Origin of the sequence: Pseudarthrobacter scleromae, assembly GCF_014644515.1 — a bacterium.
Lineage (GTDB): Bacteria > Actinomycetota > Actinomycetes > Actinomycetales > Micrococcaceae > Arthrobacter > Arthrobacter scleromae.
In genome coordinates this window covers 457,598-470,921 of record NZ_BMKV01000001.1, presented here as the reverse complement: position 1 = coordinate 470,921, position 13,324 = coordinate 457,598, and the positions used below count along the sequence as shown (strand labels likewise).

14 protein-coding genes are annotated in these 13,324 nt (G+C 61.2%); 5 read left to right on the top strand and 9 right to left on the bottom strand.

Translation table 11 applies throughout. The features are described 5' to 3' along the window. Positions 1-47: 47 nt before the first annotated feature. Genes IEX33_RS02200 through IEX33_RS02190 form a run of 3 tightly spaced genes read right to left on the bottom strand, consistent with a single transcriptional unit; the run spans position 48 to position 3,165 of the window. Positions 48-959 (bottom strand): carbohydrate ABC transporter permease, encoded by a 912-nt coding sequence (locus IEX33_RS02200; RefSeq protein WP_188727370.1) that lies wholly within the window; start codon positions 957-959, stop codon positions 48-50. After that, positions 959-1,870 carry a carbohydrate ABC transporter permease gene (locus IEX33_RS02195; protein WP_188727368.1) on the bottom strand — a complete coding sequence of 304 codons (912 nt, stop codon included), beginning with the start codon at positions 1,868-1,870 and terminating at the stop codon, positions 959-961. The genes IEX33_RS02200 and IEX33_RS02195 overlap by 1 nt, the downstream gene beginning before the upstream one ends. Before the next feature lie 23 nt (positions 1,871-1,893). Beyond that, positions 1,894-3,165, bottom strand: a complete 1,272-nt coding sequence (locus tag IEX33_RS02190) for an ABC transporter substrate-binding protein (protein WP_188727366.1) — start codon at positions 3,163-3,165, stop codon at positions 1,894-1,896. Between the two features lie 221 nt (positions 3,166-3,386). Here IEX33_RS02190 and IEX33_RS02185 point away from each other — a divergent pair, with 221 nt between their 5' ends. After that, positions 3,387-4,613 carry an ROK family protein gene (locus IEX33_RS02185; protein ID WP_188727364.1) on the top strand — a complete coding sequence of 409 codons (1,227 nt, stop codon included), beginning with the start codon at positions 3,387-3,389 and terminating at the stop codon, positions 4,611-4,613. 12 nt (positions 4,614-4,625) lie between these two features. Here the strand turns inward: IEX33_RS02185 and IEX33_RS02180 are convergent, their stop codons facing one another. The 5 genes from IEX33_RS02180 to IEX33_RS02160 form a co-directional block, all read right to left on the bottom strand. Beyond that, entirely contained in the window at positions 4,626-5,282 is a 657-nt protein-coding gene (locus IEX33_RS02180) for an SDR family oxidoreductase (RefSeq protein WP_188727363.1), read from the bottom strand. A gap of 63 nt (positions 5,283-5,345) precedes the next feature. Continuing rightward, entirely contained in the window at positions 5,346-5,903 is a 558-nt protein-coding gene (locus IEX33_RS02175) for a dihydrofolate reductase family protein (protein WP_188727361.1), read from the bottom strand. 62 nt (positions 5,904-5,965) lie between these two features. After that, a complete protein-coding gene (gene yidC / locus IEX33_RS02170; protein ID WP_188727359.1) occupies positions 5,966-6,772 on the bottom strand; it encodes a membrane protein insertase YidC in 807 nt (268 codons plus the stop codon). A 128-nt stretch (positions 6,773-6,900) separates the two neighbouring features. Next, positions 6,901-8,223 carry a YjiH family protein gene (locus IEX33_RS02165; protein WP_377089754.1) on the bottom strand — a complete coding sequence of 441 codons (1,323 nt, stop codon included), beginning with the start codon at positions 8,221-8,223 and terminating at the stop codon, positions 6,901-6,903. Between the two features lie 324 nt (positions 8,224-8,547). Continuing rightward, positions 8,548-9,708, bottom strand: coding sequence for a tyrosine-type recombinase/integrase (locus IEX33_RS02160; protein ID WP_188727357.1), 1,161 nt, complete (start codon positions 9,706-9,708; stop codon positions 8,548-8,550). 340 nt (positions 9,709-10,048) lie between these two features. Between IEX33_RS02160 and IEX33_RS02155 the strand changes: the two genes are divergently transcribed. The 4 genes from IEX33_RS02155 to IEX33_RS02140 all read left to right on the top strand — a co-directional run bounded on the left by IEX33_RS02155 (position 10,049) and on the right by IEX33_RS02140 (position 12,945). After that, entirely contained in the window at positions 10,049-10,207 is a 159-nt protein-coding gene (locus IEX33_RS02155; protein ID WP_188727356.1) for a helix-turn-helix transcriptional regulator, read from the top strand. A gap of 1,358 nt (positions 10,208-11,565) precedes the next feature. Continuing rightward, the gene (locus IEX33_RS02150) at positions 11,566-11,766 is read left to right on the top strand and encodes a hypothetical protein (RefSeq protein WP_188727354.1); all 201 of its coding nucleotides are present in this window, start codon (positions 11,566-11,568) and stop codon (positions 11,764-11,766) included. Beyond that, positions 11,759-12,214, top strand: a complete 456-nt coding sequence (locus tag IEX33_RS02145; protein WP_188727352.1) for a hypothetical protein — start codon at positions 11,759-11,761, stop codon at positions 12,212-12,214. The genes IEX33_RS02150 and IEX33_RS02145 overlap by 8 nt, the downstream gene beginning before the upstream one ends. Before the next feature lie 140 nt (positions 12,215-12,354). Further along, positions 12,355-12,945, top strand: a complete 591-nt coding sequence (locus IEX33_RS02140; protein WP_188727350.1) for a hypothetical protein — start codon at positions 12,355-12,357, stop codon at positions 12,943-12,945. 111 nt (positions 12,946-13,056) lie between these two features. Here IEX33_RS02140 and IEX33_RS02135 read toward each other — a convergent pair whose 3' ends face one another. After that, positions 13,057-13,239 (bottom strand): hypothetical protein, encoded by a 183-nt coding sequence (locus tag IEX33_RS02135; RefSeq protein WP_188727348.1) that lies wholly within the window; start codon positions 13,237-13,239, stop codon positions 13,057-13,059. Between the last annotated feature and the right edge of the window lie 85 nt (positions 13,240-13,324).

Below are 13,324 nucleotides of genomic sequence, written 5' to 3'. Positions count from 1 at the left end.
TTTTCCCCTTTCCGGGGGTTTAGTGGTGGCTTACAGTCTGGCTGTACTTAGCCCTTGACGGCACCCTGTGTGACGCCGGCCATGACCCACCGCTGGGTAAAGAGGTAAGCCACGATGGCCGGCGCCATGGCCATCAGATAAGACGCAAAGGACACGTGATAGTTGTTGCTGAACTGGGTCTGGAACAGGTTCTGCCGCACTGGAAGGGTTTGCAGCGCCGGGTCGGAGATGATCAGCGAAGGCATCATGAAGTCATTCCAGGCGTAAAGGAAGGCAAAAATTCCGACTGTGGCGCTCATCGGCGCCAGCAGGGGAAAGATCAGTTGCCAGAAGGTCTGCCAGGTGGTGGCACCGTCAATGCGGGCGCTCTCTTCCAGTTCGAGCGGGATGGACCGCAGGAACGCCGTGAACAGCAGCACACTGAAGCTCAGCTGGAACATTGTGGCGAGCAGGATAACGCCCAGCGGGTTGTCCAGGCCCAGGCGGCCGGTCATCTGGATCTGCGGCAGGGCTACGACCGGAAACGGGATGAACATCGCTGCGAGCAGGTAGTAGAAGGAGTACCGGAACAGCCTGCGTTCCCAGTTGCGCACAATCGCATACGAGGCGAATGCGGCCAGCACGATCGTCGCTACGACGGTCCCGGCCGTGACCAGCAGCGACATTGCTGCGCCGACGGGGAAGTTCGTCAACGTCCACGCCTGGACGAAGCCGTCGATGCTGAACGGCGCGGGGAATGAGAACGCATTGCCGTCCACAGCCTGCGCCTGGGTTTTGAAAGCCATGGACACGGTCACGTAAAGCGGGAGCAGAACCGTGACGGCGCAGAGGACAAGGATGGTGGTACCCGGCCAGTTCACCCGCTCGACCTTCAGGCCCGGGCGTCGCCGTCCGTTCCCGGCCGGGGTTGCTTCGGTGTGGTGGAGTTCCTGGGCGGTGAGGGTTGATGGTGTGGTCATTAGAGTGTGTTCCGTCCGCGAGTCAGCGACAGCTGCAGGAGAGAGATGAGGACAGCGACGACGAAGAAGATCGTGGCGTTGGCCATCTGGTAGGCATAGTCGCCGCCGTTGAAGCCGGCGATGACGGTCATCGCGATGCTTCTTGTTGAGGTTCCCGGGCCGCCGTTCGTGAGTCCGACGATGATGTCGTACGCATTAAGGAAGCCCTTGAAGCCGAGGATGATGTTGATCACCACATAGCCGGCCACGAGCGGAGCGGTGATCTTCAGGAGCTGCTGGAACTTGCTGGCGCCGTCGATCTCCGCGGCCTCGTACACGTCCCCCGGGATTGAGACGAGACCGGCGATATAGATCAGCAGCGCCCCGGGCACGGCCTGCCAGGCGGTTACCACCACAATGGCGGTCCAGGCAAGGTCCGGGTTTGCCAGGAGGCTCGTCTCCAGCCAGGAGATGCCTGCCGCCGCACCTGCAGCGGGCAGCGAGTTGGAGAACAGGAAATTGAAAACGTAGGCGATGATGATGCCGGAGACCACCATGGGGATAACAAAGATGGTTCGCAGCGCTGTCTTCATGCGGATCTGCGAAGTGAGCCCCACGGCGAGGAGGAAGGCGATCACGTTCACCACCAGCACGGTGACGATTGAGAAGCCGAAGGTGAACAGATAGCTCTGCAGGATGGCGGGATCGCTGAAAATTGCTATGTAGTTGGTCAGGCCTGCGAACTCCCAGTCACCGATTCCGATGGAGTCCGTGAAGCTGAAGAAGATGCCAACGAGGCCTGGAACCGTGATCGCCAGCGTAAAGAGTACAAGGCTTGGCAGGAGGAAAAGGTAGAAGATCGGTTCGACCCTCCGCCGGCTGCGGCTTTCGGGGCGTCCCTGCCCGCGTCTGGTTGCTGTGGTGGTGGACATGTGTCTGGCTCCCTTGTTCTGGGCTACTGGCGAAACGCCAGGCGCGCCCAGTCTGCGTCGAGTGTGCGGAACGTGGCTGCAGGATCTGCGCCCAACACGAGCGCCTGGGTGTAGTTCATGATGGGGATGGTGCGCGGCACGAGCACCGATGGTCCCTGGTAGACAGAGCCCTTGTCGTAGTACTCGACCATCCCCTCGATACGCGGGTCCGGGGCCGCGTCCGCATCGATGGTGGGCGTGAAGCCCAGCTGCGACTTGTTGTACGCCTCAATGATTTCCGGCCGGTAGAGATACTCCAGGAAGTCGCGCGCCGCCTCCTTGTGCTTGGATTCCTCCGGAATCCACGCCGCGAGATCGACGTTGACCCGCACACGCAGGTCATCGGGGTTCTCCGTCATCGGCAGTGGAAAGGTTCCGAGCTGGAGATCGGGCGCAGTCTTGGCGATCTCGCTGAACGCCCACGGGCCCTGCAGGTACATGGCTGCCTTGCCCTGGGAAAACGCGAGGTTCCCGTCGCCGTAGCCGCGGCTCGCGGCGTCCTTGTTCACGTAGGTGCCCGCCAGTTTCAGCATCTTCTCGACAGGCTGTTGAAAGTCCTTTTGAAAGGACGCCGGCGAGTCAGGTCCGACGTCCGTGCCGGCTTCGGCAAGCTTGTCAAAGAAGTCGAGGGTGTCCAGCTGGCCGCCCACAGAGTAGTCAAACCATCCCTGGGCCACCGTCCAGTCGTCCTTCCACGTGGCGTAGAACGGCGTCACACCCGCGGCTTTCAACGCGTCGCACGCTGCGAGCAGCTCACTCCAGGTCCTGGGCACCTCAATGCCGTGGGCGGCGAAGATCTCCTTGTTGTAAATCACGGAGGACGCCATGACCGAGTACGGCAGGGCGCTGGTCCGGTCCGGGTACGAACCGTACTGGTCCATCAGTGGCTGCAGGTCCTTCCGGACCCGGGTGGCGGCCTGGGTTCCGGACAGGTCACTCAGCGCACCGCGCTGCACGAACCTGGCCGTTTCCATGTTGTAGTTCGCGAGCGCGATGTCCGGCGGGTTGCCCCGGACAAAGCTCGCTGAAACGACGTCGACCCCGGAAGTATCCAGGATGACCTCCGTGCTGTCCTGCGAGGCGTTGTAGTCGGCGACCAGCTTGGTCATGAAGCCGATCGCCTCCCGCTTGCTGAACGTGAACCGGATGGTCTCCTTGCCGGAGTCTCCCGTGCAGCCTGAGAGGAGGCCGGCGAGCAGTGCCAGGCACAGGCCCAGCACTGCGGTAGGTAGTGTGCGCGTCAATTTCAAAGACACCCTCGTCCTTTCGTGGTGCGGCAGAACGCCGCATGGCGGCGGGGACGGCTGTTAATTCGCCGCAGAGTTTATATAGGGCGTAAATTTAGCTCCTATCGTTAGTATGCGGTGACGCCGGGCACACCGTCAAGCACTGGGGCGAATGTTTCCTCGGCTATATTTATGACCTAAATTTAGAATCGCCTTTACGTCCTGTGAGCAGGCCAGAATGGGAGCGCCCAATGAGGACTGAGACTGCACCGTCAACGCAGCTGGTGCGGAGGGTCAATGCCAGTGCGATGCTCAAGGCAATGCGCGGGGCCGGCATCATGACAGGCACGGACCTCATGGCTGCCACCGGGCTTTCCCGGGCCACGGTGATCTCGATTTGTGATGAGCTGGTCCGGCTCGGTTGGCTCCGGGAAATGGAAACCCAACGCGGCGCCGAGGGATATACCAAAGGCAGGCCGGCGCGCAGGTTCGTTTTCGACGACCGTGCGGCCAGCGTCCTGGGCATCGATATTGGGGCCAACAAGATCACCACCATCGTCGCCGACATGGGGGGAAACGCCCTCGCCAGGGTAACCACGCCCTTCCGGGCCTTCAACGTACGCGCTGACGAGCGCGCCGATGTGCTGGACCGGATCGCCGCGGAGGCCTTGGAGAAGGCGGCAGTGTCCGCGGACTCTGTCCTGGCTGTAACTGTGGGAGTCGCCGCCCCGGTGAGTCGCGATGGCGAAGTCCTCACGGTGCAGGAATTCTGGAAGTCGTTCGATGTCCGCCGGCTTGTCTCCGAGCGGCACGGCTGGCACGTGCTCCTGGAGAACGATGCCAATCTGGCTGCACTGGCTGAACGCTGGCGGGGCACGGCCCAGGGCGTCGACAACCTCGTCGTTATGCTCACCGGGGACCGTCTTGGCGCCGGCATCCTGGAGTCCGGCCGCCTGCTGCACGGGCAGCTTGGCGGCTTTGGCGAGCTGGGATACCTGGACAATGTCGAAGGTGTCGGCGACACCCTCGGCATCGCGCACTATGTAGCGCTTTTGGGCCAGGAGGCGCTCGCCTCAAGCGCCGACACGCAGCTGCATGAGCTGTGCGGCAACGCTCCGTCCGGCCTCACGGCCGAGATGGTGTTTGCCGCAGCCGGGGGCGGCGACCACGTCGCTCAGGACGTCCTCAACCGGGTGGCACAGCGCATGGCCCGTGTGATTGGCTCCGTGAGCACGCTGGTAAACCCGGAGCTCGTCGTCCTCGCGGGAGGCGTTGCAGCCTCAGCGCACGCGCTCATTCCCGTCATCGAGGAGCAACTGCCGAAGTTCACATTCACTCCGCCCCGGGTGGAGGCCTCCTCCCTTGGCGACGGCATCGTTTCCATCGGAGCCATCCGCCTTGCCCTGGATTACGTCGAAGAGCACGCACTGGACCTTTACCCTGCTTCGTTCCCGAAGCCTGCCCAACCCGTTTCCTAGACGAGGTCCACGCTACGCGGGCGGCTGCAGTGCGGCGGCGATAGGCAGGCTGCCGTCACAGAACTCGATGGTCCTGCCCGCGGTCTCCGGCATTTCCAGGACTGCCACGGCGACGCTTGCGGTGTTGCTGCGGGAGGTTTCGCGGCTGCCCTCCGGGGAGGGGGCGACGTCGATCAGGCCGCTCCCAGGCTTGTCCGTCAGGGCTCCGGGGCCCAGGATGGTCCATGTGAGGCCTGTTGAGCGCAGGTAATCGTCGGCAGCGGCCTTCGCTTCGGCATAGGCAAAGAAGCTGTTGCTTTCCGGCACGCCGTGGTTCTTGCCGGCTCCGAGGTAGGAAACCATTACGTAGCGTCCCGCGCCGGCCTCCGCTGCGGCATCCATCGACCGGATGGCGGCGTCCCGGTCCACCGCATAGGTGCGCGCCGGGTCCCCGCCGCCTGCGCCTGCGGACCAGACCACGGCGTCGTGGCCTTTCAGCGCAACGGCGATCTCCGCCGTCGTCGCATTCTCCACGTCAAGTACCGACGGCGTTGCGCCGGACTCCGCAACGTCGCCGGCATGGTCCGGGTTGCGGATGAACGAGGTGACGCTGTGCCCCTCGTCTGTGAGGAGGCTGGACAGGTGCAGGGCCACTTTGCCGTGGCCGCCGATGATTGCGATTCGGGTCATGGCCCTATTCTGCTCCCCCGGCCCGCCGATGCCACGCCACCGGCGCGTCGTCGTCAGCCGGTATCAGCCGCGGATGCGGTAGCGCAGGTACATAACGCCGTTTCCGAACCGCCGCTCGTCCAGGAGTTCGAGCCGGAGGTTCAGGTTGTCCGGCAGGAAACGCAGGCCGCCGCCCACGGCGACCGGGTTGAGGAAGATCCGGCATTCGTCCACCAGCCCGGCCCGGAGCGCAGCGGCGGCAAGGGTCGCGCCACCCACGCCGATACTGCCGCTGGCCTCCGCTTTCAAATCCCTGACCAGGGCGGGATCAAAGGAGCGCCGGACTGTCGTCCGCGGAGCGGGTGGTTCCTCCAGGGTTTCCGAGAAGACAATCTTCTCGGCCGCCCGCCAGATCCGTCCGTAGTCCTGGATCACAGGCGGATCGTCCGGCCCTCCCAGCGTTTCCCACACGGACATGACGTCGTACATGCGCCTCCCGAGAAGGTAGGTCCCGGCGTCGCGCTCCAGGTCGTTGACGAAGGCGTGGACTTCCTCATCGGGCGCACTCCAGTCGAAGTTGCCGTCGCTGTCCGCCAGGTAGCCGTCCAAGGATGCGATTCCGGTGTAGATCAGGTCAGCCATTGGCCCATTCTGCCTGCGCCTGCGGCATTGCGTAAGAGCTGCCACGCTGGATCCGGGCGGGGCTAGGCAGTGCCGGATGTCCGCCGGTCACGGACGAGGAGCTGCTGGGCCATTGTCCAGAGGTTGGTGACCGTCCAATAGACGAGCACCCCGATTGGAAAAAGGATGCCGCCCAGGCCAAACACAACCGGCAGGATGTACAGGATCAGCTTTTGCTGCCTCATAAACGGGCTTTCCGGGGCGCCGGCGGCAGCGCTTCTGGCCATAGTCCTCTTTTGCGCGATGAACTGGGCCGCGATCATCACCAGGATCATCAGGAGGGTCAGGACAGCCACGGCAGTCTGGTTGCCATCGCTTCCGTGCAGCACCGACGCGGACAGGGGTGCGTCGAAGATCCTGGACTGATCGAACTGCAGCACCTGGGCGTGGGACATCGCGCCGATCCCCTGCTCCTGCCGGGCGCTCGTGCTGATACCGGAGAGGACCTGGAACAGGGCCAGGAAGAACGGCACCTGGATCAGCACTGGAAGGCAGGCCGAGAGCGGGTTGGTGCCGTGCTTCCCGTACAACGCCATCTGCTCCTCGGCCATGGCCTGGCGGGATAACGCGTCAGTTTTACCCTTGTACTTTTCCTGAAGGTCCTTCAGGTCCGGCTGCAGTAGCCGCAACCGGCGCTGGGCATCGAGCTGTTTCAGGAACACCGGGATCATGGCCGCCCGGATCACCAGCACCAGCCCAATAATGGACATCGTCCAGGTCCAGCCGTCCGCTGGGGGCATTCCGATGGCACCCAGGGCATCGTGGAAGCCAACCATAACCACGGACACGAGCCATCTGAACGGAACCATGATTTCGTCAAGAATGTCCACGCACTTTCCCCCAACCTCCGTTGCCGCAAAGCTACGGCGAAACGGGGAAGTTGTCACGCACGTGAGGGCGGGGCCGGCCAAGGCCGCCGGCCCCGCTCAGGACCTTCAGCTGATTCCAGCCCCGTGCTCTAGGACGGAAACAACAGGAACGCTATGGGCGTCACAAGGATCAGCGTCAAGACAACCCGCTGGAACCAGATGACCACCAGCTTCCAGACCGGAATCGGGATGTCCGTGGCCATGATGCACGGGACCAGCGCGGAGAAGAAAATGATCCCTGATACCGAAACAACACCCACAACAAACTTGACCACCGGGACCGCTTCCGCCGCGAGGAGCGCGGGAAGGAACATCTCGGCAACACCCACGGCGCTGGCTTTGGCCACCAGCATGGGTTCCGGCAGCTGCAGCGCCCAGGTGAAGGGATAGAAGAGGAAGCCCAGCCAGTCGAACACGGGAGTGTAGGTGGCAAGGACCAGTCCCAGCAGGCCGATGGAAAGGATTGAGGGGAGAATGGCCATGGCCATCAGCACGCCGTCCCGGACGTTGGTCCATACGTTGACAGCAAGTGACGGCGCTGCTTCCACAGTTTGCCGGGCCTCACGCCAGGCGACCGACAGCCGGCGCCCGGTAACGTCCTCCTCCGGCTGCGGCACGGCCTCCGGGTGGTACTCGTCGGGGATGCTGTTCAGCGGCCAGATCCTGACGGTGATGGCGGTGACAACGAACGTGACCAGGAACGTGATCCAGAAGTAGGCGGTCCACTGGCCCATCAGGTCCAGCGTCTTGGCCACGATCACCATGAACGTGGCGGACACGGTGGAGAACCCGGTGGCAATGATGGCAGACTCGCGGGCGGTGTATTTGCCTTCCTTGTAGACCCTGTTGGTGATGAGCAAGCCCAGGGAGTAGCTGCCCACAAAGGAGGCGACGGCGTCGATGGCGGACCGCCCGGGGGTTCGCCAGATGGGGCGCATCACGCGCTGGACCATGACACCGATGAATTCCAGCAGGCCATAGCTGACCAGGAGCGCCAGGAACACCGCGCCGATGGGGACAAGCAGCCCTACGGGAATGACGAGCTTTTCAAACAGGAACGGCCCCATGCCCGGTTCAAACAACCATGCGGGCCCAACCTTGAAGACCATCATGAAGCCCACCACCATCCCCACCACTTTCAGCAGTGAGAAGGCCACCTCAACCGCGGACCTTTTCCAGGTTCCTGCGATGAAGGGGTATGCGGCGCCGGCGATAATCACGGCCAGCGCGTAGTAGGGCAGGACAGGGGCGATGCCCGCCTGGAGGAACGAGACGATGTGGTCCAGCATGATGGTGTTTTTTCCAGCGATTGTCACCGGCACAAAGAACATGAATGCGCCGATGCCGCTGTAAACAAACAGCTTCCACATGTGCCGCGAGGCTGTGCGCGGGGCTTCCGAGGTGATGGCCAACGGTCTATCTCCTGACTACGTGGCGGCCCCCCCGAGCCGGCATTTTTGTGTATAGAACCATGGCACCGTGGATCCCGGGCAGGAACAATGGAATGCACGGCAAAGCAGTCTTGGATAAGAGACTCGGCTCAAGGAGGCCTTGGTTAAACCAAAAAAGGCCCCCGGATTCTTAACGAATCCGGGGGCTTGACCTGTAGCGGTGGGGAGGCTCGATCTCCCGACCTCACGATTATGAGTCGTAAAGTATTCCGCTACTGCTGCAGGCGTTTGCCCCATCTAGTAGCCATTTTGTAGCCATGATTACTCTCGTAGCCAGCAGCTTGACTACGTACCCTTTCCGTTCAACAACGCATCAACAGCCCTAGCGGAGGACTGCGCGTCATGGGCGAAGAGCTGCGCGTACACGTCAAGGGTGGTAACAGCCGAGCTATGTCCCGCGATCTGCTGGACCAGCTTCACATTGGCACCGGCGCTGATAGCCAATGTAACTGCGGTGCGCCGTAGATCATGAAAAACGATCTCAGGAAAAGTCGAGTCCGTTTCACGACACCGCTCAACCGCCGGGTGGAATACTCGGCGCGCGAAGTTTGATGACCGCAGCTCTGTCCCGGACGGGGACGTAAACACCAACTCGCTGGAAGCCAGTCCCTTTGCGTGCACCTCAAGCTCCTCTGCAACCGAGCCCGGAATTGGCACGATCCGGGGTTTGCGCCCCTTGGTTGTCTCCCGAAACTCCAGGCGGCCATCTACGGGCACAAGGGTAGACCGGACGACAACTTGGGGGCGGTCGCCGAAGGTGAGGGCACCCGCCTTGAGGCCCGAGACTTCCGACCATCTCAACCCGGTGGTTCCCGCAAACAAGATCAGGAGCCTGTACGCCTCGTGAGATTTTCCCGCATACCGCCCGCCCTCCGCCGACTGCTCCGCCAGCGCCATCAGTTGCGCAGCAGTAAGAGCAGCAGGCTCGCGAACGGGAGCAGGAGTCGGCACGTTATTGATGGTCGCGTTACGTGCGGGATTTGCGGCCAAGTAGCCGCTATCAACCGCATACTGCAACATCCGGCCCAACTGGCGGTACGCACGGCGTCGTGCATCGTCTGTGGAAAAGGTAACCAGCCACTCGTTGATAACAGTGAGTGTCACACCCGCCAAGGTGCGGTTTTCAAAGTGCTTCTGCATGTGTTGCGCGTAGACACGACGGTATCCGGCCACTGTCACTGGGGAAGCGGGCCGTTGGCCTTTTGCACCCACCCGCTCAATACGGTCGAGCCACTCCAGATACAGATCGTGGAACCTGATCTTGCCACCCTTCCGGGTGTCAATCAGCGTACCGCCAGACTTCGCGGTGTTGATCTGCAACTCATGCGCCAAAGCCTCAGCTTTGGTCCTGAACTGCTTGTATCGACGAATCCCGCCCACGCGGTAGTCGTGGCGCCACTTCCCGTTGTCCAGCTTGTTGATGGCCATGACTACAACAATAGCCATCCAGTCGTACATTCGCGATAGGCACAGAACAGGAAACGACGCGTCAACAAGAATTGCGCAGTTGCACGCAAGCGCAAGTATTCGGGTTTTGTGCCTATGAAAAAAACTTGCATTGCCGAACACAATTAAGTCAAGGCAATGCTCTGGTGTTCTCGGTGATACACCGGCCAACTTCCTGGCTCCCTGCCTTGCAACGAGACGACGACATCAAAGGGTAAGCACCGGGGCATGTGCACACCCACAACTACCCACCGAGGAGATACCCCTGCATAAAAATCATGATGACCGCGCTGGCGATTCCACTGTCCGGACTGCCCAGGGACTCTCGAATTCTGTGTACATGAACCGCCGGGAAACGGCGGCATTCATGGGCGTCAGTGAAAAGTTTCTTGCCACTCACCTACTGGACGGCCCGAAGCGCCTGAAGGTCGGCACGAAGGTCCTGTACCGCCTCTCCGATGTGGAGGACTGGATGAAACACCAGGAAGTCTCGCGTTAGCGCGCTCGGAACCGGACAAATCAGCTTCACCTTTTGGTCCGGGAACCGGAGTCGCCTGGATCGATACCTGGAATCAAGAAAGGAATGCAAGCATCCCCCATCAGCCCGAATCACTCAGCCAGGCTGTTGAGTTCAACAAGACAAGAAATCACTACCTCCGTTGCGGCCTCTGTTCCGTTTGCGCAGCACAGGCTGGATGGGGGCACCAGAACGGCTTTTCCAGCATCAGTGCCCCCTGCCTTAGTTGCGCCGAAATCATTGCGACCTTTCCCACCGAACAGCCGGGGCCTTGGCGGAGCCTCAGTCGGCGCCATGGCCGCAGCTTCTCCTGGCACCTGCCCAGCAGCCCTACGCGCTGATTCCAGGGTGGAGGGAAAGGTGGCTGATCCAATTGGGCTACTGCCGCCAGGACCACCCTCAAAACGGCTCTGAACCCCTTTGTGAGCCTGAACCGAAGCTACACAGGGGGTCGGGGAACCGATGACAGGGCCACCTCTAAGGAGAGGCCCTGAGTCAGGAGCTGTCGTCGTGCCGAGGCGCATGAAGGAAACCAACAGTAATGACTACCGGCTGGCCGAGCTGATTCAGACGCTGCCTGTCCCTGCAGCCAGTAGGGAGACGGGACGTTTCCGCCGATCCACTGATGCACCAAAAACACCTCACCGATGAAAGGAGTTCGATACTGCCGCTTACGCGAACCCGGTCCTGCAACGCAGTATCTTGCACGCGATCTGCCTACGCCTTCCGCCACTGCAAAATGCATTACGAACAGGAGCGGCGCCGCCGCACTCCTTGCGCCGAACCGGGGTGCCCAACAAAAGCCGAGAAGTTGTCCTATTGCCGCCGACACGAGCGCCGGGCGCTCGAAAAAATCGACAAAGGCACCATGGGCAGTCCCGTGATGGACTCCGAGTTGGATCGCTTAGCGCGGTTTCTTCTTGTGGACGAAGTCACGGGATGCTGGATTTGGAATGGCCCCCGGAACGGAGATTATGCCTCGGTGATTGTGGGCGACCGGGAATGGCTTGGCCACAGATTGATGTACGTGTGGTTTGTCGGCGGGCACGCTCCGCGACGAGAACTGGACCACGTTTGCAATACGACCCTTTGCATGCGGCCGAATCACCTGCAGCCAGTGACACACAGGGTCAACGCGGCCCGTCGCGCACGCAGGTCGAAGAGCCCCGATGCCTTTTTTTGGACTGACGACTACCTCTGCAAAACAACAATTCCCCTGCTCCTATGGGCTGGGAAGCACGGGCTTCCCGCAGCTCCGAGCCACTGGGACTCACCGGAGCGGAGCAACAGGCAGTCCACAAATGACAGCCCAAACACATGACCAAACGAAAGGAATAACAGTGCCCAAAAGGACGATCACCGCCATGCCATACAGCCAGGAGATTTTGGAGCCTTGGCCGGGAGTGTGGCAGTTCGACTGGAAGCTGTACTACTCGCTCGACGCAGCTTGCTTGGCTCGGGCTGAAGCCAACAGGACCAACAACATTTACAACCATGAAGATGCCATCTACAACTATGAGGAAGCTAACAACGATGACTGACCATAACTACGACCACTTCGGTTACCGCAAGTCTGTGGCTGAGCACCTCGCCGATGCCGAAGCCGCAGTCGGCGATGCCGCGCCGCCGCCCGACCCAACTGCCCTCAACTTCAACCCGGTGGAGGTGAGCCCGGGTATGTGGCAGCTCCCCAACGAAACCAACCCCAACCGCTTCTTCCGCACGGAAGTGGAAGCCCGGCGGGAAGGCATCACAGCTGCGGCAAACGCGCAGCGCAAGTATGCCAACTACATGAACGCGCTTCCGACTGAGACCAAATCAGTCGGGCAGGAGGTCAACGCGACTTACGAGGCCGGACGGGCCGCAGCCATGAGCGAAGGCATCACGCCGGAAGCTTGGGCCGTCTCAGCCGAGATCAGGGCAGCATACCTGCCTGAAACCAAGACGGGTGCCGAACTCTGGCAGGAGCATAAGCGCAACCGCCACTAACTAAGTACGGGAGCGGGTGGGCCTCATAACCCACCCGCTCCCAGCTACTAAACCCGTACGCGACCTCGGGCGCTATGACAGCCGGGCAGTATGCCGCATGTGTTGTGGGTCCTCCCCCCACCCTCAACTACGCTCACGATATGACCAATGAACCATCGCCTGGTGAACTGCTCCTGATGTTCGAATCCTTGGCAATCGAGTACGAAGCTTTCGATGACATGCTGCCGGAATCCGCGCAGTTCGAGTTCGGCGCCAGCAGGGACCCCGCAACGTTCCGGAGTAACCAGCTTCGCGCAATGCTGCTGCGTAAATTCATCACAAAGAAGGACGCGGTCTACCTGCCCAAGGTTTACGACGCAATGGTGAGTTCTGCTGCGCCGGAATTTCTCGAGAACTGCAAGCTGAACGTTGCAACCCGCAAAGCTGACTTCAAGAGGGCCGGGCAGAGCATGACGGAATTCGGCGTAGGCCATGGCGACGAGCAAACGATCCATGGCGAGCACGACATCTACTACGACCTCAACTATGGGCGCCTTCTCCACGCCGACTTTGACAGGTGGGGGCGGCTTGAGCGAATGCCCGACCTATACCTTGAGCTTGCGGTTTGGGAGGTTCATAGCAACTACGCCTGGCTCGTCAAAGAGGCTCGAATAGTTGTGACTGAAGGACGATCAACTGGACGTCTCAACGTGCCAGAGCGTTCGCATGCTCCACAGTTCCCAGTCGACTAAGTTGTTCCAAACGCGAGCCGAACAACCACACGCCGGACCCATTGGCCCACCATGCCTGAATTCTCAAAAACGATCGTTGGATGAGTGCCAGTCGTGAGTTTGTACCGCTTTCTAGTCCAGCCACGCGTACATGAAGAACGAGGCAATGCCAACCAGACATAGTGCGATAAAGAGTGAGTACTGCCCGCGAGAGAGGGACTTCTTCTCCCGTGCGAGTTGTCGAAGGCCAACGCCGAGGACGGCCATGGCACAGAGGGCCAATGCAATTCCCAGGTACAGAAACAAAGTGGCCATCGTTCTCCTCTTGCGGTGGGCGTTGTCGCCAACGCTACAGTCCGATTCTTAAAAACGATCGTTTGCTGAGACTAGCAATAACAGC